The sequence below is a fragment of the Pantoea sp. ARC270 genome (assembly GCF_003236725.1).
Lineage (GTDB): Bacteria > Pseudomonadota > Gammaproteobacteria > Enterobacterales > Enterobacteriaceae > Pantoea > Pantoea anthophila.
In genome coordinates this window covers 1-20,064 of record NZ_PUGA01000047.1, presented here as the reverse complement: position 1 = coordinate 20,064, position 20,064 = coordinate 1, and the positions used below count along the sequence as shown (strand labels likewise).

The following is a 20,064-nucleotide window of genomic DNA, read 5'->3' as shown; positions in this document are numbered from 1 at the left end:
CCGGCCCTGCTTCTTCTTCGGTTTAAGCGACATCGGGAGCGGAAGCAGGCGTCTCATGCTGACAGGAGAGCATGGCGCGTTCCACGGCCGCACCCAGCCGTGCCAGCGCCTGTTCCGTCTGATCGGTGATGGGCAGCGCAAAGTTCAGACGCAGACAGTTGCGATATTTCCCCGATGCTGAAAAGAGTGAGCCGACGGCAATCTGGATTTTTGACTCGCGCAGTTCGCGGTTAAGCCGGACGGCGTCAAACGCTTCAGGAAGTTCTATCCACATCATAAAACCGCCCTGAGGACGAGAGACGCAGATACCGCAGGGAAAGTAGTGGCGCACCCAGCAGCTGAAAGTTTCATAGTTGCGGTGATAGATCTGCCGCATCCGGCGCAGATGAGGCTGATAATGGCCCTGGCGGATAAACTCGGAAACGGCATGCTGAGGCTGCGTAGCCGTAGAGCCTGTGACGATATATTTCATGTGCAGCACGCGGTCGCGATAACGGCCAGGTGCCACCCAGCCAACCCGCAGACCTGGCGCCAGCGTTTTTGAAAAGGAGCTGCAGAGCAGCACCCGGCCATCCATATCGAGCGCCTTAATGGCGGGCGGACGGGGATATTCCCAGGCTAACTCTCCATAAACGTCATCTTCGATGATGGCCGCATCAAAACGCTGCGCCAGCGCCAGTAACGCCCGTTTGCGCGCCTCAGGCATGATAAAGCCGAGCGGATTATTGCAGTTCGGAACAACGATGACCGCTTTAATGGGCCACTGGTCAAAAGCCAGTTCCAGCGCCTCAAGACTGATGCCGGTTATCGCATCGGTCGGAATTTCAATGGCCCGGATGCCAAAGCCACGCAGGGTTTGCATGATACCGTGAAAAGAGGGCGACTCGACGGCGATGATATCGCCCGGTTCACAGACCGCCCGCACGGCTACCGATAAGGCTTCATGGCAGCCGGTCGTGATAACAATATCATCGGCGGTAAGCTGACAGCCGCTATCGATCGCCAGCCTGGCAACCTGTTTCCGCAGCGCGAGGACGCCATAGAGGTTGTCATAATTCAGCAGGCCAGCCTCCTGCTTCTGAGCCTGACGGCTGAAGGCTTTCCACAGCGGCTTCAGGGTCGGCTGGGTCAGATCGGGCATGCCGCTGCCCAGTTGCAGTACGTCATCTTCCAGCCGGCTGTTGAGCAGCTCCAGCACCGCGTCCCACTGCGTCACCTCAACAGGCCGCTGCACGGGACGGGTCAGCGCAGGTACCGGCGGCGTGGCTTTGTGTGACGCCACAAAATAGCCGGAGCGCGACTGCGGGATAATCATCTGCTTCTCTTCCAGCAGGCGATAAGCCTGCTGCACCGTGCTGATACTCACCCCATGTTCCGCACTCAGGCTGCGCACAGAGGGCAGACGCTCCCCGCTGCGAAACAAGCCCTGTTCGATACGCTGTGCCAGCAACGTGGCCAGATGTTCATAGCGGGTCATTGTATCCTCTCCTGCCAGCGTGATGATGAGCGACCAGTACAGTCAGGCTCCTTTTTTACCATTCAGATCGCGATCTCTTCAATCTGTATGTTAATAAAAGGTGATTTTTGAGTCTGTATCATACAGGTGTATCCCCGGAAAATAGTGCTCAGGCCAATCATTGAGGAAACTATCATGGGATATGATGAAAATCGCGCCGCTAAGCCCTTTGCTGTTACGCCTTACCTTCTGCTCCGTTATCTGTGGCGCAGCTTCAGACGCTGGCAGCTGCGGCGCGAAACGCGCGCTATTCTGTCGAGACTGAGTGACAGTCAGCTGAAAGATATCGGCATCGGCCGCAATGACTGGAATGGCTGAATCAGAGACAAAAAAAAACCCTGCCGAAGCAGGGTTTTTATCAGGCGAAGGACGATTAATCGTCTTTGCTGCCGCCGAGGCCGGCGTTCAGCAGTTCAGCCAGACTGGCTGAGGCTTCATCCGCAGTCACCTGCGGTGCAGCCGGAACTTCACCCGCCGCTTTACGGCGCATACGATCCTGATGGTATGCATAACCGGTACCGGCCGGAATCAGACGACCCACGATGACGTTCTCTTTCAGGCCGCGCAGTTCATCACGCTTACCTGCTACTGCTGCTTCGGTCAGGACACGGGTCGTTTCCTGGAACGATGCGGCAGAGATGAACGATTCGGTTGCCAGTGATGCTTTGGTAATACCCAGCAGGTCACGTACGAAGGTTGCGCCAACTTTTCCGTTCGCTTCCAGATCACGGTTAGAGATCTTGATGCGAGAGAATTCAGCCTGCTCACCTTCCAGGAAGTCGGTGCTTCCTGCGCTCACGATGGTCGCTTTACGCAGCATCTGACGAACGATGACTTCGATGTGCTTATCGTTAATCTTAACGCCCTGCAGACGATAAACTTCCTGCACTTCGTTAGTGATATAACGGGTCACCGCATGCACGCCACGCAAGCGCAGGATGTCATGTGGAGACTCTGGGCCATCGGAAACCACGTCACCGCGCTCAACACGTTCACCTTCGAACACGTTCAGCTGACGCCATTTCGGAATCATCTCTTCGTATGGCTCACTGCCATCCAGCGGCGTGATGACCAGACGACGTTTACCTTTGGTCTCTTTACCGAAGGAGATGATACCGCTGATCTCAGCCAGGATAGCCGGCTCTTTCGGACGACGCGCTTCGAACAGGTCAGCAACGCGTGGCAGACCACCGGTAATATCCTTGGTACCGCCAGATTCCTGCGGAACACGCGCCAGCGTGTCACCAGCACTGATCTTAACGCCATCTTCCAGCTGAACAATCGCTTTACCCGGCAGGAAGTACTGAGCAGGCATATCAGTGCCTGGGATCAGAACGTCGTTGCCGCTGGCATCAACAATTTTCAGCGCAGGACGCAGATCTTTACCGCCTGACGTACGTTCAGCACTGTCCAGCACCACCAGCGAAGAAAGACCGGTCAGGTCATCTGTCTGACGGGTAATGGTCTGGCCGTCAATCATGTCGGTGAAGCGAATGAAACCGCCCACTTCGGTGATAACTGGCATGGTATGCGGATCCCAGTTTGCTACGGTTTCGCCCGCTGCAACCTGCTCACCATCACCTTTCGCCATGGTAGAACCGTAAGGAACTTTATAGCTCTCTTTGGTACGACCAAATTCATCGATCATTTTCAGTTCGACGTTACGCGAGGTGATCACCAGCTTACCTGCCGAGTTCGTTACCGACTTGGCGTTGGTCAGCTTGATGGTACCTTTGTTCTTCACCTGAATGCTGGATTCAGCAGCCGCACGTGATGCCGCACCACCGATGTGGAACGTACGCATCGTCAGCTGTGTACCCGGCTCACCGATGGACTGTGCCGCGATAACACCGATCGCTTCACCTTTGTTGATGATGTGACCACGTGCCAGGTCGCGACCGTAGCAATGCGCACACACACCAAAGTCAGTTTCACAACCTACGACAGAACGCACTTTCAGGCTGTCGACTGAGTTCAGTTCCAGCACGTCACACCAGTGCTCATCGAGCAGGGTGTTACGTGGAACCAGAATGTCAGCCGAGCCCGGCTTCAGAACGTCTTCCGCGGTCACACGACCCAGAACGCGTTCGCGCAGTGGCTCTTTCACGTCGCCACCTTCGATGACCGGGGTCATCATGATGCCTTCGTGCGTACCACAGTCATCTTCGGTCACAACCAGATCCTGGGCAACGTCAACCAGACGACGCGTCAGATAACCGGAGTTCGCGGTTTTCAGTGCGGTATCCGCAAGACCTTTACGCGCACCGTGGGTTGAGATGAAGTACTGGAGTACGTTCAGACCTTCACGGAAGTTCGCGGTAATCGGCGTCTCGATGATGGAGCCATCTGGCTTCGCCATCAGACCACGCATACCGGCCAGCTGACGAATCTGTGCAGCAGAACCACGCGCACCGGAGTCGGCCATCATAAAGATGCTGTTAAAGGAAACCTGTTTCTCTTCTTCGCCGTCACGGTTAATCACGGTTTCAGTAGAGAGGTTTTCCATCATCGCCTTGGCAACACGTTCGTTGGCTGCGGCCCAGATATCGATGACTTTGTTATAACGTTCACCCGCGGTAACCAGACCAGACTGGAACTGTTCCTGGATCTCGGCCACTTCCGCTTCCGCTTCGGTGATGATTTCCACTTTCTTCTCTGGAATAACCATGTCGTCGATACCGACTGACGCGCCTGAACGGGCTGCGTAGGCGAAACCGGTGTACATGGTCTGGTCAGCAAAGATAACGGTCGGCTTCAGCCCCAGAATGCGGTAACAGGTGTTCAGCATTTTGGAGATCGCTTTTTTACCCAGCGCCTGGTTCACGATGGAGTAAGGCAGACCTTTCGGCACGATCATCCACAGGATGGCACGGCCAATCGTGGTGTCGATCAGGCTGGTTTTCGCAACCCACTCATCCTGCTCATTTTTCTCGTGTTCGGTGATACGCACCTTAACGCGAGCGTGCAGTGAGGCCAGGCCAGCGCGATAAATACGCTCAGCTTCTTTCGGGCCAGTCAGTACCATGCCTTCGCCTTTGGCGTTAACACAGTCACGGGTCATGTAGTACAGACCCAGTACAACGTCCTGAGAAGGAACGATGATTGGCTCGCCGTTCGCAGGTGACAGGATGTTGTTGGTAGACATCATCAGCGCACGCGCTTCCAGCTGGGCTTCCAGCGTCAGCGGAACGTGAACAGCCATCTGGTCACCATCGAAGTCGGCGTTATACGCCGCACAAACCAGCGGGTGCAGCTGGATAGCTTTACCTTCGATCAGAACCGGTTCAAAGGCCTGAATACCCAGACGGTGCAGCGTAGGCGCACGGTTCAGCAGAACCGGGTGCTCACGGATCACTTCGTCGAGGATATCCCAGACAACCGCTTCTTCGCGCTCAACCATTTTCTTCGCGGCTTTGATGGTGGTGGCCAGGCCACGCAGTTCCAGCTTGCCGTAAATAAACGGTTTGAACAGTTCGAGTGCCATTTTCTTCGGCAGACCGCACTGATGCAGACGCAGGTATGGACCTACGGTGATAACCGAACGACCGGAGTAGTCGACACGTTTACCCAGCAGGTTCTGACGGAAACGACCCTGCTTACCTTTGATCATGTCAGCCAGCGATTTCAGCGGACGCTTGTTGGAACCGGTGATCGCACGACCGCGACGACCGTTGTCCAGCAGTGCATCGACCGCTTCCTGCAGCATACGCTTTTCGTTGCGCACGATGATATCTGGCGCAGCCAGATCCAGCAGGCGCTTCAGACGGTTGTTACGGTTGATCACGCGACGATAAAGATCGTTCAGATCTGACGTAGCAAAACGTCCGCCATCCAGCGGAACCAGCGGACGCAGATCCGGTGGCAGAACAGGCAGCACGGTCAGGATCATCCACTCTGGCTTGTTACCAGACTGAACGAACGCTTCCAGCAGCTTGATACGCTTGGTCAGCTTTTTACGCTTGGTTTCAGAGTTGGTTTCGTTCAGCTCTTCACGCAGCTGCTCGCACTCCTGGTCCAGATCCATGTTTTTCAACAGGGCCTGGATCGCTTCGGCGCCCATTTTGGCGTCGAACTCGTCACCGAACTCTTCCAGTGCGTCAAGGTACTGCTCTTCAGTCAGGATCTGACGCTTCTCGAGGTTGGTCATGCCACCTTCGATTACCACGTAAGATTCAAAGTAGAGCACGCGCTCGATGTCACGCAGTGGCATATCCAGCAGCAAGCCGATACGCGATGGCAGTGACTTCAGGAACCAGATGTGCGCAGTCGGCGACGCCAGTTCGATGTGGCCCATACGCTCACGGCGTACTTTAGTCTGGGTCACTTCAACGCCGCACTTCTCACAAATCACACCACGGTGTTTCAGACGCTTGTACTTACCGCACAGGCACTCATAGTCTTTTACCGGCCCGAAGATACGGGCACAGAACAGACCATCGCGCTCTGGCTTAAAAGTACGGTAGTTAATGGTTTCTGGCTTTTTCACTTCACCAAAAGACCAGGAACGGATCATGTCTGGCGAAGCCAGCGCAATTTTGATCGCATCAAACTCTTCGGTCTTAGTTTGCGCTTTCAGAAACTTAAGTAAGTCTTTCACGGATTAGCTCCCGTCGGAGTGAGACTCAGGGGGCGTCCAACCGAAATTGAACGCCCCGTAACCAGTACAATTGCGAGCGCTTAAACCCTGCGCTTTCAGGCGGCGGCGAACCACAGCCTGAAATGGGGGTTACTCGTCTTCCAGCTCGATGTTGATACCCAGCGAGCGAATCTCTTTCAACAGTACGTTGAAGGATTCCGGCATGCCCGGTTCCATCTGATGGTTGCCGTCAACGATGTTTTTATACATCTTGGTACGGCCGTTGACGTCATCAGACTTAACGGTAAGCATTTCCTGCAGGGTATACGCGGCACCGTATGCTTCCAGTGCCCATACTTCCATCTCACCAAAGCGCTGACCACCGAACTGCGCCTTACCACCCAGCGGCTGCTGAGTAACCAGGCTGTAGGAACCGGTAGAACGTGCATGCATCTTGTCATCAACCAGGTGGTTAAGTTTCAGCATGTACATGTAGCCAACGGTTACCTGACGTTCGAACTGTTCACCGGTGCGGCCGTCAAACAGGGTAATCTGACCGGAAGAAGGCAGACCGCCGAGCTGTAACAGCTCTTTGATTTCGCTCTCTTTCGCGCCATCAAACACCGGCGTTGCGATTGGCATACCTTTTTTCAGGTTCTCTGCCAGGCGCAGCACTTCGTCGTCGGAGAAGGTGTTCAGATCAACTTTCTGACGCAGATCGCTTCCCAGGTCATAGGCACGCTGGATGAATTCGCGCAGTTTCGCGACTTCTTCCTGCTTCTTCAGCATGGCGTTGATTTTCTCACCAATGCCCTTCGCTGCCATCCCCAGGTGTGTCTCAAGGATCTGACCGATGTTCATACGCGATGGTACGCCCAGCGGGTTCAGTACGATGTCGACCGGCGTACCGTTCTCATCGTAAGGCATGTCTTCGATTGGGTTGATCTTAGAGATAACACCTTTGTTACCGTGACGACCTGCCATCTTATCACCAGGCTGGATCTGACGTTTAACGGCCAGATAAACCTTAACGATTTTCAGCACGCCCGGTGCCAGATCGTCGCCCTGGGTGATCTTACGGCGCTTGCCTTCGAGTTTTTTCTCAAACTCGTGCTTCAGTTCGTCGTACTGCTCTGCCAGCTGCTCCAGCTGGTTTTGTCTGGCTTCATCAGTCAGACCCAGCTCCAGCCAGCGCTCGCGCGGCAGCTTGTCCAGCTTGTCTGCTTCAACGCCACCTGCGATCAGGACGCTCTGGATACGGCTGAACAGGCCCGCTTCCAGGATCTGCAGCTCTTCAGACAGGTCTTTCTTAGCCTGCTTCAGCTGCATCTCTTCGATTTCGAGCGCACGCTTGTCTTTTTCCACGCCATCGCGGGTAAAGACCTGAACGTCGATCACGGTACCTGACACGCCATTCGGCACGCGCAGTGATGAATCTTTTACGTCAGAGGCTTTTTCACCGAAGATCGCACGCAGCAGCTTCTCTTCTGGCGTCAGCTGGGTTTCACCTTTCGGGGTAACCTTACCAACCAGAATGTCACCACCGGTCACTTCAGCACCGATGTAGACGATGCCTGACTCATCCAGTTTAGAGAGTGCAGCTTCACCCACGTTCGGGATATCAGCGGTAATCTCTTCCGGCCCCAGTTTGGTGTCACGCGACACGCAAGCCAGTTCCTGGATGTGAATGGTGGTAAAGCGATCTTCCTGAACCACACGCTCGGAGACCAGGATGGAGTCTTCGAAGTTGTAACCGTTCCACGGCATGAACGCGACACGCATGTTCTGGCCCAGCGCCAGTTCACCCAGATCGGTGGACGGGCCATCTGCCAGCACGTCTCCGCGCTCAACCGGCTCACCCAGAGAGACACATGGCATCTGGTTGATGCAGGTGTTCTGGTTTGAACGGGTATATTTGGTCAGGTTATAGATGTCGATACCGGCTTCGCCCGCGTACATCTCATCTTCGTTAACTTTGATAACGATACGTGATGCATCAACATACTGAACGGTACCACCACGTTTGGCGACGGCAGTAACACCGGAGTCAACGGCAACAGCACGTTCCATACCGGTACCAACCAGCGGCTTATCTGCACGCAGAGTCGGAACGGCCTGACGTTGCATGTTCGCACCCATCAGAGCACGGTTGGCGTCATCGTGTTCCAGGAACGGGATCAGGGATGCACCGACAGAAACCACCTGCTGGGTGGAAACGTCCATGTAGTCAACCTGATCGCGGCTGAACAGACTCGATTCGCCTTTGCTACGGCAGGTGACCAGGTCATCAACAAACGCGCCGTTTTCATCGAGCGGGGCGTTCGCCTGAGCGATAACGTAGTTACCCTCTTCAATAGCAGAGAGGTAGTGGATCTCGTCAGAAACCAGACCGTCGATAACACGACGATAAGGCGTCTCAAGGAAACCATACTCATTGGTCTGTGCATAAACAGACAAGGAGTTGATCAGACCGATGTTCGGACCTTCAGGGGTTTCGATTGGGCAGACACGACCGTAGTGCGTTGGGTGTACGTCACGCACTTCGAAGCCGGCACGCTCACGCGTCAAACCACCCGGGCCAAGTGCAGAGATACGACGTTTGTGCGTAATCTCTGACAGCGGGTTGTTCTGATCCATAAACTGTGAAAGCTGGCTTGAACCGAAGAACTCTTTCACCGCAGCCGAAATCGGCTTCGCGTTGATCATGTCCTGTGGCATCAGCGTATCGAGGTCGCCCAGAGAGAGACGCTCTTTAACCGCACGCTCAACACGCACCAGGCCGACACGGAACTGGTTCTCAGCCATTTCACCGACTGAACGAATACGACGGTTGCCGAGGTGGTCGATATCGTCCACTTCGCCTTTACCGTTACGGATGTCGATCAGTTTTTTCATCACTTCGATGATGTCTTCTTTGCTCAGGATACCTGAACCTTCGATTTCATCACGCAGCAGTGAACGGTTGAACTTCATGCGGCCCACGGCAGAGAGATCGTAACGATCTTCAGAGAAGAACAGGTTCTCGAACAGGTTCTCTGCAGCTTCACGCGTTGGCGGCTCACCAGGACGCATCATGCGATAGATCTCAACCAGTGCGCTCAGGCGATCGCTGGTTGGGTCAACACGCAGGGTCTCAGACATATATGGACCGTGGTCCAGATCGTTGGTGAACAGCGTTTCGATGCGTTTGTGACCCGACTGGCTCAGTTTGGCCAGCAGATCCAGTGACAGCTCCATGTTCGCTGCAACAATCAGCTCACCGGTGCTCTCATCGATGTAGTCTTTAGCAACCACTTTGCCCGCGATATATTCAACCGGAACTTCGATGTGCTGAATGCCATCTTTTTCCAGCTGACGAATATGACGCGCAGTAATGCGGCGACCTTTTTCGACGTAGACGGTGCCGTTCGCTTCGATATCGAAGGTCGCGGTTTCACCGCGCAGGCGCTCAGGCACCAGCTCCATCTGCAGCTTGTTGTCGCGAATTTCAAACACCACTTTCTCGAAGAAGAGATCGAGGATCTGAGGTGTTGTGAACTGCAACGCACGCAGGATGATAGTGGCCGGCAGCTTACGACGACGGTCAATACGGACAAACAGGTTATCTTTCGGGTCAAACTCAAAGTCGAGCCATGAACCGCGGTAAGGGATGATACGTGCGTTATAAAGCACTTTACCCGAAGAGTGGGTTTTACCCTTATCGCTATCAAAGAACACGCCAGGACTACGGTGCAGCTGAGAAACGATAACGCGCTCGGTACCGTTAATAACAAAGGTACCGTTGTCGGTCATGAGCGGAATTTCGCCCATGTAGACTTCTTGTTCTTTAATGTCTTTTACGGTGCCTTCTGGCGCTTCGCGCTCATAGATCACCAGACGCAGTTTCACGCGCAGCGGTGCCGAATAGGTCACGCCACGGATCTGACACTCTTTCACGTCAAAGACAGGTTCGCCCAGGCGATAGCTCACATACTGCAACTCAGAGTTGCCGCTGTAGCTCGCAATAGGGAATACAGAGCGGAATGCAGCTTCCAGCCCGTACTGACCTTCTGGATCTTGCTCGATAAACTTCTGGAACGAGTCGAGCTGGATGGAAAGGAGATAAGGTATGTCCAGTACTTGTGGACGTTTACCAAAATCCTTACGAATACGTTTTTTCTCGGTATAGGAGTAAACCATAGGGTTCCTCAGCTAGCTGACAAGTCGACCCACGCTGTCCGTCCTGACAGGACAGTTCATGCAACACGATTTTGTTTGATTCACTGGCTGCGCGGCAGCAGTGCAATACCTCTTTCTATCACGCTTAAATCATTTCATCGCTTTTGTGAAGGCAGGGAACCCGCACAGGAAAGCGGTATATTAAGTCGTCGATAGAGAAAGATATTGAAGAGTAGCAATGGACAAACAGTGTGAAACCCCATTGAGACCCTGTAGCGCAAAAAGGCTGGTGACCAAAAAGTCACCAGCCATCAGTCTGAAACTACTCAGACTGCAACCCGAAGGTTGTCTTACTTAACTTCAACTTCAGCGCCAGCTTCTTTCAGAGCAGCTTCAAGTGCAGCTGCGTCATCTTTGCTGATGCCTTCTTTGATTACGCCAGTTGCTTCAACCAGGTCTTTGGCTTCTTTCAGGCCCAGACCAGTTGCAGTACGTACGGCTTTGATGACTGCTACTTTGTTCGCGCCAACAGCTTTCAGTACGACGTCGAATTCAGTTTTTTCTTCAACAGCTTCAGCCGGGCCCGCAGCAACAGCTACAGCAGCAGCAGCAGAAACGCCGAATTTTTCTTCCATAGCAGAAACCAGCTCAACAACTTCCATTACGGACATCGCTGCAACAGCTTCCAGAATTTGGTCTTTAGTGATAGACATGACAATTGTTCCTAAGAATCAGAAAAAGTTTATACGTAAGCAGGTACGAAGAAAAGAAAAGGGCCTTAAGCCGCTTCTTTTGCATCGCGTACAGCAGCCAGAGTGCGGACCAGTTTGCCGGCAGCGGCTTCTTTCATGGTCGACATCAGACGTGCCAGTGCTTCTTCGTAGGTCGGCAGAGTTGCCAGACGGTCAATATTGGCCGCCGTGATCAGCTCACCTTCAAAGGCTGCAGCTTTGACCTCAAATTTTGCATTCGCTTTCGCGAAATCTTTGAACAGACGAGCAGCAGCGCCCGGGTGTTCCATAGAATATGCAATCAGGGTCGGACCAACAAACGTGTCTTTCAGGCACTCAAACTGAGTTCCTTCAACGACGCGGCGCAGCAGGGTGTTACGAACAACACGCATGTAAACGCCAGCTTCACGACCTGCTTTACGCAGTTCGGTCATTTTATCAACGGTAACGCCACGGGAATCCGCAACAACCGCTGAAAGCGCACCTTTGGCTACTTCGCTGACTTCAGCAACAATTGCTTGTTTGTCTTGAAGATTTAATGCCATTAGCTTTTGCTCCTGGATTTGACCGGGAAAGGATTTCCCCGGAACTCACTTCACTTACTCACCCAAAAGGGGAAGTAAGCGCTCGAACACGGTGAGCAGAATCCAGCTAAGAAAAAATTCTTTTGGTTCTGTCACCGTCTACGCAGGGTATTAAGCGGACTATCCGGAGATAGACAGCTCCTGCGGTCTTGGACGGAGGCCAGGATAAGGCCTGGCTCCAACCTAAATTCTGTGTGACGCAGCAGAATCAGAGGGAAAGGCGTTAAACGCCGCTGTCGCATCTGACTCTCTGGTGTCCTGTTCTGCTAATAACAGAACAACGGGCGTAAGATTCTAGGTGAATTTTTCGCCCGTTTCAAGCAGCAATTAGTTTGCTGTTGCGTTCAGACCAGCCTGGTCAACGGCAACGCCGGCGCCCATGGTGGTTGAAAGGCTGACTTTCTTGATGTACACGCCTTTCGCCTGAGATGGTTTCGCTTTTTTCAGCGCAACCAGCAGAGATTCCAGGTTTTCTTTCAGTTTGTCAGCGTCAAAGTCCACTTTACCGATGGTAGTGTGGATGATGCCGTTTTTGTCGTTACGATAACGAACCTGACCTGCTTTAGCGTTCTTAACCGCTTCAGCAACGTTAGGGGTTACAGTACCGACTTTCGGGTTTGGCATCAGGCCGCGTGGACCCAGAATCTGGCCCAACTGGCCAACAACGCGCATTGCATCCGGAGAAGCAATAACAACGTCAAAATTCATTTCGCCTTTCTTGATCTGCTCAGCCAGGTCTTCCATACCAACCAGCTCTGCGCCAGCAGCTTTTGCCGCTTCAGCGTTTGCGCCCTGGGTGAAGACAGCAACACGTACTGAACGACCAGTACCGTGTGGCAGAACGGTCGCGCCGCGTACGTTCTGATCAGATTTACGCGCATCGATGCCGAGGTTGACAGCAACGTCAACGCTTTCAACGAACTTGGCAGTCGCCAGTTCTTTCAGCAGAGCAACAGCTTCAGCAATGTCATACTGCTTGGTCGCGTCAACTTTGTCGCGAATTACGGTCATGCGCTTGGTCAGCTTAGCCATTTCTTAGTCCTCTACTACCAGGCCCATGGAACGAGCAGTACCTTCGATTGAGCGAGTCATCGCTTCAACGTCAGAACCAGTCATGTCCGCAGCTTTGGTTTCTGCGATTTCACGTACCTGAGCACGGGTCACTTTACCGACTTTATCTTTGTTCGGCTTACCAGAACCAGACTTGATGCCCGCTGCTTTTTTCAGCAGTACGGCAGCCGGAGGGGTTTTGGTGATAAAGGTAAATGAACGGTCGCTGTATACAGTGATAACAACAGGAGTCGGGAGACCTTTTTCCAGAGATTCGGTCTTAGCGTTGAACGCTTTGCAGAATTCCATGATGTTAACACCCTGCTGACCCAGAGCTGGACCAACCGGTGGACTTGGGTTCGCCATACCAGCTGCAACCTGCAGCTTGACGTAGGCTTGGACTTTCTTAGCCATGATATTTCCTCAATTGGGTTATAGCGCCTTTAAAAGGCTCCCCGTGATAACGATTTATACGCTGTTGCCAGCGCATAAAAACAAAAGGCGCGAAATTGTAGTTAAATTTCGCGCCTGCTGCAACAGCTAAATTGTGAGCGGAAAGAGGTTAACCTTTCTCCACCTGACCGAAGTCGAGTTCAACCGGTGTTGCACGTCCGAAGATGGAGACAGAAACCGTCAGGCGGCTCTTCTCGTAATCCACATCCTCAACCACACCGTTAAAGTCAGCAAACGGACCGTCGTTAACGCGAACCATTTCGCCTGGTTCAAACAGCGTTTTCGGACGAGGCTTGTCGCCGACCTGCTGCAGACGGTTCATGATCGCATCAACTTCTTTATCGCTGATAGGTGCCGGACGGTCAGATGTGCCGCCGATGAAACCCATCACGCGCGGGACGCTGCGCACCAGGTGCCAGCTGGCGTCATTCATCACCATCTGAACCAGTACATATCCCGGGAAAAACTTGCGCTCGCTCTTACGACGCTGGCCACCACGAATTTCAACGACTTCTTCAGTCGGAACCATGACGTCGCCAAACAGCTCTTCCATGTTGTGCAATTTGATATGCTCGCGCAGCGACTGTGCTACGCGGCCTTCAAAACCGGAAAACGCCTGTACGACGTACCAGCGTTTCTTTGGAGCTTCAGACATCTCAGAACCTCAGGCCAGTGATAAACGATACCAGACGGACCAGAATACCATCCAGCCCCCACAAAATCAGTGACATCACGGCGGTAACCGCGGCAACGATTAACGTGGTGTGCAGCGTTTCCTGGCGGGTTGGCCAGATAACCTTACGCATTTCTGTTCTTGCTTCACGAGCAAAAGCCACGGTCGCTTTGCCTTTGGTCGTTAAAAGCGCAATGCCGCCAGCCGCTGCGATCAGTACAACTACGGCTAACGCACGCAGTGGCAGTGACACATCACGATAGAGGTAGTTACCTACAATCGCTGCAAGCAGCAGTAATACGACTACTACCCACTTTACCGCTTCCAGGCCACGCCCGCTCCCTTGAGCTTCGGTATTCGCACTCATAAACCAACCTGCCACAATAATTCAGAAACTATTCTGCCCCGCAGTGCGAGGCGTCCAAACCGAATGAGCTTTTGGGGCGTAACTCGGTATCCAACGCCGCATGACAGAGCCTGTCTCAGCAATGATTATGATCGAAAATCACTGATGAGCCAGGTTCTATGAAACAGCGTGCAAAAAGGGCATCAAATGATGCCCTTTCCGTGTGCATTGCGTCAAACGTTATCGGTAATTATGCGATAACTTTAGCAACAACACCCGCGCCAACGGTACGGCCACCTTCGCGGATTGCGAAGCGCAGACCTTCGTCCATTGCGATTGGGTGGATCAGGGTAACAACCATTTTGATGTTGTCGCCTGGCATGACCATTTCAACGCCTTCTGGCAGCTCTACTGAACCGGTCACGTCAGTGGTACGGAAGTAGAACTGTGGACGGTAGCCCTTGAAGAACGGAGTATGGCGGCCACCTTCGTCTTTAGACAGAACGTAAACTTCTGACTCGAACTGGGTGTGTGGCTTGATGGTGCCTGGCTTAGCCAGAACCTGACCACGCTGGATGTCTTCACGCTTGATACCGCGCAGCAGAACACCACAGTTTTCGCCTGCCTGACCCTGGTCCAGCAGCTTACGGAACATCTCAACACCGGTACAGGTTGATTTCGCAGTATCTTTGATACCTACGATTTCAACTTCGTCGCCGACTTTAACGATGCCGCGCTCAACACGACCGGTAACAACGGTACCACGGCCAGAGATTGAGAATACGTCTTCGATTGGCAGCAGGAACGGCATGTCGATCGCACGAACCGGATCCGGGATGTAGTTGTCCAGGTGCTCAGCCAGCTCGATGATTTTCGCTTCCCACTCAGCGTCGCCTTCCAGCGCTTTCAGAGCAGAACCACGAACGATTGGAGTGTCGTCGCCTGGGAAGTCGTACTGTGACAGCAGGTCACGTACTTCCATCTCAACCAGTTCCAGCAGCTCTTCATCATCAACCATGTCACACTTGTTCAGGAACACGATGATGTAAGGAACGCCAACCTGACGACCCAGCAGGATGTGCTCACGGGTCTGTGGCATCGGGCCATCAGTCGCAGCAACAACCAGGATCGCGCCGTCCATCTGCGCAGCACCGGTGATCATGTTTTTCACATAGTCGGCGTGGCCTGGGCAGTCAACGTGAGCGTAGTGACGTGAAGCAGTCTCATACTCAACGTGTGCGGTGTTGATGGTAATACCGCGGGCTTTTTCTTCAGGGGTGCTGTCGATCTGGTCGAATGCACGCGCCTGGCCGCCGTTGGTTTTAGCCAGTACGGTAGTGATTGCTGCAGTCAGGGTGGTTTTACCGTGGTCAACGTGACCGATGGTGCCCACGTTTACGTGCAGTTTGTTACGTTGAAATTGCTCTTTAGCCATCGCTAGTCCCTCTAAGACACGGATATATCAATGATATCATCACATTAACCAGGCAATGCCTGACTGCAAGGAAGTTACAGAGAAAATCAGGAGGGAGATTAAAGGAAGTGGTGCTGATACCCAGAGTCGAACTGGGGACCTCACCCTTACCAAGGGTGCGCTCTACCAACTGAGCCATATCAGCACATCTGGAGCGGGCAGCGGGAATCGAACCCGCATCATCAGCTTGGAAGGCTGAGGTAATAGCCATTATACGATGCCCGCATCCTGGAACTCGGCTACCTGTTCTTTCTGTAGCTTGCAGATAACAGAGAATGCCTCTGCTACCTACTGTCCGTCAGCGAAGCTGACCGACGTTGACTTCGCTAACGCTCAGTCTGAATTCAGGGTGAGAAGTGACTCACCTGACAGATAAACAGGCCGTTTATCTGAACCCAACCGCGAGGTCGGGATGGTGGTGGGAGAAGGATTCGAACCTTCGAAGTCTGTGACGGCAGATTTACAGTCTGCTCCCTTTGGCCGCTCGGGAATCCCACCTACTTGATTGGTGCCGGCTACCGGAATCGAACTGGTGACCTACTGATTACAAGTCAGTTGCTCTACCAACTGAGCTAAGCCGGCATCAAGTGACGCGCATTCTAGGAAGGTCGGCGTTCGGATGCAACTAAAAAATCGCATATTTTTTTCTATCGCTTACTATTTGTGCAAATCATCGCAATTTAGTGGTTTTCTGCGGAATATTTGTCCAGCCTGGCCCTTTTTTCTCGACTTTACTCTGGCTTCACTCCCCCCCTGCCCCTCTTTTTACAATGCCTGCCTCCAGCGTTCTTACTCCGGTTATTTCGCTTATTCCTGAAAAAAGATCCTGCCCATGCGCTGACTGACGCTTTTTTCGTCACGTCAGGATGATTTTGGGTTAGAGGCTAAGCTCACAGGCCGATATTTCCATGAAGGCAATATCTCTTTTCTTTAACAGCACCCGGCAGAGGGGTCCGGATGGTGTGCTTATTGAGGGGATATCGCATTCGCTTCCTTACAGGCCTTAATGCGTGGCACTGCCACCGGGACAGGTAACAAGGGTGTTACGCACTATGGGTGGGAAGCAGCCTGTAACGGCTTTACAGGCTCATTGTCTGTTATAAAGTCGTTAATGGCTTGGGTAATGGCGCGTTTTGTGGCTATACCGACGAAAGCGAGATCACAGTTATCTTTTTACTTCTGTTAAAAGCCATACTGGTGATACCCTCCAGCCCATTGTTCTCACTGATAAACCAGCGATTCGTGATTCAAATCACCTGCGTTGTCCTGCTTATCGGATAACACGCCGGTGATAGCAATGAATTTGCGGTCAGATGCATGCTTATGGATAAAACGACTCCCCTGACAACGCCCTACTTAGAATTCACTCGTGAGCAGTGGGCGGCATTACGTGATTCCGTTCCTATGACGCTATCAGAGGAAGAGATTGCGCAGCTGAAAGGCATCAACGAGGACCTCTCTCTGGAAGAGGTGGCAGAGATTTACCTGCCTCTTTCGCGCCTGCTTAATTTCTATATCAGTTCAAATGTGCGCAGGCAGGCTGTACTGGAGCAGTTTCTGGGCACCAACGGGCAGAAGATCCCTTACATCATCAGTATTGCGGGTAGCGTTGCCGTCGGTAAAAGCACGACAGCACGTGTATTGCAGGCATTGCTCAGCCGCTGGCCTGAACATCGCAAGGTGGAATTAATCACCACGGATGGCTTCCTGCATCCTAATGCCGTGCTCAAAGAGCGTGACTTAATGAAGAAGAAAGGATTCCCGCAATCCTACGATATGCACCGGCTGGTCAATTTCGTCTCAGATTTAAAGTCAGGTGCCAGTCAGGTTACCGCTCCGGTCTATTCGCATCTGATTTACGACGTTATCCCTGATGGCGACAAAGTCATACAGCAGCCGGATATTGTGATTCTTGAGGGGCTCAACGTCTTACAGAGCGGTATGGACTATCCCCATGACCCCCATCACGTCTTTGTTTCTGACTTCGTCGATTTCTCAATCTATGTCGATGCAGAAGAAGATCTTCTGCAAAGCTGGTACATCAATCGCTTTCTGAAATTCCGCCAGGGTGCCTTTACCGACCCCGACTCCTACTTCCATCACTATGCCCAGCTCTCCGAGGCGGAAGCCGTTGAAATAGCGGGTAATCTGTGGAAAGAGATTAACTGGCTCAATCTGCAGGAAAATATTCTGCCGACACGAGAGAGAGCCAGCCTGATTATGACGAAAAGCGGCGATCACGCTGTTGATAAAGTCCGTCTGCGTAAATAACGCCAGTGATAAAAAAGCCTGCATTCATGCAGGCTTTTTTTATTCAGACAGGACGTAACGATATCTCTCCGCCAACCCATGCCTTTATTTCGCCATCCTGTTCCAGTAACAGTCCACCCTGGCTGTCAACACCGCGCGCAATACCGTGCACTTCGCGTTCGCCGATGAGCAACTTAACAGGCCGGTTAATGAAGTTGTCCAGCGCGGCCCAGCGTGCCACAAAGGGCGCTAATCCCTCCTGCTCAAAGAGTGGCAGTGCCTCGCGCAGACGATTGATCAGACGAGCTGCCAGCTCATTGCGATTCACCGTTACCCCGGCTTCCTGCAGGTTAATCCAGCCCTGATTAATCTGGGAGGCATCAGCGGTTTGCATTGCCAGATTAATACCTGCACCGATCACAATCTGCGCAGCATCGCCCGTTTTCCCGGTCAGTTCAACCAGGATACCCGCCAGTTTGCGATCGTTAAGATAAATATCATTTGGCCATTTTACCCTGACCTCATCTGCGCCCAGTGAGCGTAATGTCTCCGCCATGATGATACCAATGACCAGGCTGAGGCCCATCGCCGCTGCGGGGCCCTGTTCCAGGCGCCAGTACATCGACATATAGAGGTTAGCGCCAAATGGAGAGAACCACTGACGGCCCCGGCGTCCCCGTCCCGCCTGCTGATATTCAGCAATACAGGCAGCACCAGAAGGCATGTCATGCATGCGCTCCAGCAGGTACTGATTTGTTGAGTCAATCACCGGTATCACCGAGACATTGCCCTGCTCAACCTGCGCGAGAATCGCCTGCTCATCCAGTAGCTGGATTGGCGCAGGCAGACTGTAGCCTTTACCGGTGACGGTATAGACATCAAGTCCCCAGCTTTTCAGTGTCTGGATATGCTTGTTGATGGCAGCCCGGCTCATTCCCAGCGTCTCACCCAGCTGCTCGCCAGAGTGAAACTCGCCGTCAGACAAAATATCGACCAGCTTTAACGGGACATTGTGGTCTTTCATGCGATCACCTCGACGGCATTGCATTCACCCTGTGCCTGAATAAACCGGACTTCAGGCTCAAGCCAGACATCAAACTTCTCTCCTACCCGGGCGCGTACCGCTCTGGCCAGCGCCACGATGTCGGCAGGCAGGGCATTGTCAGCATTGATCAGCACCAGAGCCTGCTGCTGATGAACGGCTGCGCCCCCGATGCGATAGCCTTTAAGCTGGCACTGATCGATCAGCCAGCCCGCTGCCAGCTTCGTTTCACCCTCTGGCATCAGATAGTGCGGCATGGCGGGGAACCGGGCCAGCAGAGCGCTGCACTGCGCCTGCGTCACCACCGGATTTTTAAAAAAGCTGCCGACATTTCCGGTGACTTTCGGATCCGGTAACTTACTCTGACGCATCTGACACACAGCGTGATAGACATCCCAGGCACTGGCGATGGCCGGATTCAGTGTTTTCAGATCGCCATAGGTCAGGACAGGCTGCCATTGCTTAGGCAGGCATAGCCCGACTGCGACGATGACATAGCCTGACTGATAACGGCGTTTGAAAATGCTGTCGCGATAGCCAAACTCACAGGCTTCACGATCCAGACGTTCTGTTTCGCCACTGTGCAGATTAAGCACATCCACATATTCGCAGACATCTTTTAACTCCACGCCGTAAGCACCAATATTCTGAATCGGTGCCGAGCCGGTCATGCCCGGGATCAGCGCCAGATTTTCCAGTCCGGCGATCCCTTTTTCCAGGGTACTTTTGACCAGCTCATGCCAGTTCTCACCGGCTCCGACATGCAGTTTCCAGCTCTCATATTCATCCTGAATGGTGATGCCTTTAATGCGGTTCAGTACCACGGTTCCGGCAAAATCATCCAGAAAGAGGACATTGCTGCCTTCACCGAGCACAAGGAAAGGCGTTTGATCCTGCTGGCTGGCCTGCCATGCAGCCAGAATGGCGGCAGGCGTCTCAGCGACGATGCGTTTTTGTGTGTGTACTTCAAGCCCAAGTGTATTGTCGGCTTTTAAGGAGGGATGCTGGCTGGACATTTGACGGCCTTAACTGAGTTATCTGGCCGTAGTTTACCGTATCGGAGATGTGTTCTCAGGCAGTTTTCGGGGTCCGAAGGCGGTTTTTCACGATCGGCAGACGTAAAAAAGCCCCGCACGTCGGTGCGGGGCTTCTTCACTTGTATAATGCCTGGCAGTTCCCTACTCTCGCATGGGGAGGCCCCACACTACCAT

At 53.1% G+C, this 20,064-nt stretch carries 14 protein-coding genes and 4 tRNA genes; 2 read left to right on the top strand and 16 right to left on the bottom strand.

Annotated elements, in window-relative coordinates; all coding sequences use genetic code 11:
• Positions 1-22 precede the first annotated feature (22 nt).
• A complete protein-coding gene (locus tag CKF42_RS18705) occupies positions 23-1,477 on the bottom strand; it encodes a PLP-dependent aminotransferase family protein (RefSeq protein WP_111208894.1) in 1,455 nt (484 codons plus the stop codon).
• Between the two features lie 174 nt (positions 1,478-1,651).
• Between CKF42_RS18705 and CKF42_RS18700 the strand changes: the two genes are divergently transcribed.
• On the top strand, positions 1,652-1,834 hold the full coding sequence (locus CKF42_RS18700) for a DUF1127 domain-containing protein (protein WP_046100988.1): 183 nt from the start codon (positions 1,652-1,654) through the stop codon (positions 1,832-1,834).
• A 55-nt stretch (positions 1,835-1,889) separates the two neighbouring features.
• On the opposite strand, the gene rpoC is transcribed toward CKF42_RS18700, so the two are convergent.
• The 13 genes from rpoC to CKF42_RS18635 form a co-directional block, all read right to left on the bottom strand.
• On the bottom strand, positions 1,890-6,113 hold the full coding sequence (gene rpoC, locus CKF42_RS18695) for a DNA-directed RNA polymerase subunit beta' (RefSeq protein ID WP_009092657.1): 4,224 nt from the start codon (positions 6,111-6,113) through the stop codon (positions 1,890-1,892).
• A gap of 129 nt (positions 6,114-6,242) precedes the next feature.
• The gene (gene rpoB, locus CKF42_RS18690) at positions 6,243-10,271 is read right to left on the bottom strand and encodes a DNA-directed RNA polymerase subunit beta (RefSeq protein ID WP_046100987.1); all 4,029 of its coding nucleotides are present in this window, start codon (positions 10,269-10,271) and stop codon (positions 6,243-6,245) included.
• Between the two features lie 329 nt (positions 10,272-10,600).
• Positions 10,601-10,963, bottom strand: a complete 363-nt coding sequence (gene rplL / locus CKF42_RS18685) for a 50S ribosomal protein L7/L12 (protein ID WP_009092660.1) — start codon at positions 10,961-10,963, stop codon at positions 10,601-10,603.
• A gap of 65 nt (positions 10,964-11,028) precedes the next feature.
• Positions 11,029-11,526 carry a 50S ribosomal protein L10 gene (gene rplJ, locus CKF42_RS18680; RefSeq protein WP_003848098.1) on the bottom strand — a complete coding sequence of 166 codons (498 nt, stop codon included), beginning with the start codon at positions 11,524-11,526 and terminating at the stop codon, positions 11,029-11,031.
• Between the two features lie 366 nt (positions 11,527-11,892).
• Entirely contained in the window at positions 11,893-12,597 is a 705-nt protein-coding gene (gene rplA, locus CKF42_RS18675) for a 50S ribosomal protein L1 (RefSeq protein ID WP_009092662.1), read from the bottom strand.
• A gap of 3 nt (positions 12,598-12,600) precedes the next feature.
• Entirely contained in the window at positions 12,601-13,029 is a 429-nt protein-coding gene (gene rplK / locus CKF42_RS18670) for a 50S ribosomal protein L11 (RefSeq protein ID WP_006121495.1), read from the bottom strand.
• A 148-nt stretch (positions 13,030-13,177) separates the two neighbouring features.
• Positions 13,178-13,723: a transcription termination/antitermination protein NusG gene (gene nusG, locus CKF42_RS18665; protein ID WP_003848088.1), complete on the bottom strand. Its 546-nt coding sequence runs from the start codon at positions 13,721-13,723 to the stop codon at positions 13,178-13,180.
• A 1-nt stretch (position 13,724) separates the two neighbouring features.
• Entirely contained in the window at positions 13,725-14,108 is a 384-nt protein-coding gene (secE, locus tag CKF42_RS18660; RefSeq protein ID WP_008927141.1) for a preprotein translocase subunit SecE, read from the bottom strand.
• Between the two features lie 229 nt (positions 14,109-14,337).
• Complete coding sequence (gene tuf, locus CKF42_RS18655; RefSeq protein WP_009092664.1) at positions 14,338-15,522, bottom strand: elongation factor Tu; 1,185 nt, start codon at positions 15,520-15,522, stop codon at positions 14,338-14,340.
• Positions 15,523-15,630: 108 nt separating this feature from the next.
• A tRNA-Thr gene (locus CKF42_RS18650) sits at positions 15,631-15,706 on the bottom strand.
• A 5-nt stretch (positions 15,707-15,711) separates the two neighbouring features.
• A tRNA-Gly gene (locus tag CKF42_RS18645) sits at positions 15,712-15,786 on the bottom strand.
• 188 nt (positions 15,787-15,974) lie between these two features.
• A tRNA-Tyr gene (locus CKF42_RS18640) sits at positions 15,975-16,059 on the bottom strand.
• Between the two features lie 8 nt (positions 16,060-16,067).
• Positions 16,068-16,143, bottom strand: a tRNA-Thr gene (locus CKF42_RS18635).
• A gap of 741 nt (positions 16,144-16,884) precedes the next feature.
• Between CKF42_RS18635 and coaA the strand changes: the two genes are divergently transcribed.
• Positions 16,885-17,832 (top strand): type I pantothenate kinase, encoded by a 948-nt coding sequence (coaA, locus tag CKF42_RS18625; protein WP_111208893.1) that lies wholly within the window; start codon positions 16,885-16,887, stop codon positions 17,830-17,832.
• 43 nt (positions 17,833-17,875) lie between these two features.
• Here coaA and birA read toward each other — a convergent pair whose 3' ends face one another.
• Together birA and murB are read right to left on the bottom strand one after the other, a co-directional pair.
• Entirely contained in the window at positions 17,876-18,835 is a 960-nt protein-coding gene (gene birA, locus CKF42_RS18620) for a bifunctional biotin--[acetyl-CoA-carboxylase] ligase/biotin operon repressor BirA (RefSeq protein WP_111208892.1), read from the bottom strand.
• Positions 18,832-19,869, bottom strand: coding sequence for a UDP-N-acetylmuramate dehydrogenase (murB, locus tag CKF42_RS18615; RefSeq protein WP_111208891.1), 1,038 nt, complete (start codon positions 19,867-19,869; stop codon positions 18,832-18,834). The genes birA and murB overlap by 4 nt, the downstream gene beginning before the upstream one ends.
• Between the last annotated feature and the right edge of the window lie 195 nt (positions 19,870-20,064).

What these genes read in the sequence shown, in the direction of transcription:
- CKF42_RS18705 (WP_111208894.1), bottom strand. Translation starts at nt 1,477, where the DNA reads ATGACCCGCTATGAACATCTGGCCACGTTGCTGGCACAGCGTATCGAA.
- CKF42_RS18700 (WP_046100988.1), top strand. Translation starts at nt 1,652, where the DNA reads ATGGGATATGATGAAAATCGCGCCGCTAAGCCCTTTGCTGTTACGCCT.
- rpoB (WP_046100987.1), bottom strand. Translation starts at nt 10,271, where the DNA reads ATGGTTTACTCCTATACCGAGAAAAAACGTATTCGTAAGGATTTTGGT.
- rplL (WP_009092660.1), bottom strand. Translation starts at nt 10,963, where the DNA reads ATGTCTATCACTAAAGACCAAATTCTGGAAGCTGTTGCAGCGATGTCC.
- rplJ (WP_003848098.1), bottom strand. Translation starts at nt 11,526, where the DNA reads ATGGCATTAAATCTTCAAGACAAACAAGCAATTGTTGCTGAAGTCAGC.
- rplA (WP_009092662.1), bottom strand. Translation starts at nt 12,597, where the DNA reads ATGGCTAAGCTGACCAAGCGCATGACCGTAATTCGCGACAAAGTTGAC.
- rplK (WP_006121495.1), bottom strand. Translation starts at nt 13,029, where the DNA reads ATGGCTAAGAAAGTCCAAGCCTACGTCAAGCTGCAGGTTGCAGCTGGT.
- nusG (WP_003848088.1), bottom strand. Translation starts at nt 13,723, where the DNA reads ATGTCTGAAGCTCCAAAGAAACGCTGGTACGTCGTACAGGCGTTTTCC.
- secE (WP_008927141.1), bottom strand. Translation starts at nt 14,108, where the DNA reads ATGAGTGCGAATACCGAAGCTCAAGGGAGCGGGCGTGGCCTGGAAGCG.
- tuf (WP_009092664.1), bottom strand. Translation starts at nt 15,522, where the DNA reads ATGGCTAAAGAGCAATTTCAACGTAACAAACTGCACGTAAACGTGGGC.
- coaA (WP_111208893.1), top strand. Translation starts at nt 16,885, where the DNA reads ATGGATAAAACGACTCCCCTGACAACGCCCTACTTAGAATTCACTCGT.
- birA (WP_111208892.1), bottom strand. Translation starts at nt 18,835, where the DNA reads ATGAAAGACCACAATGTCCCGTTAAAGCTGGTCGATATTTTGTCTGAC.
- murB (WP_111208891.1), bottom strand. Translation starts at nt 19,869, where the DNA reads ATGTCCAGCCAGCATCCCTCCTTAAAAGCCGACAATACACTTGGGCTT.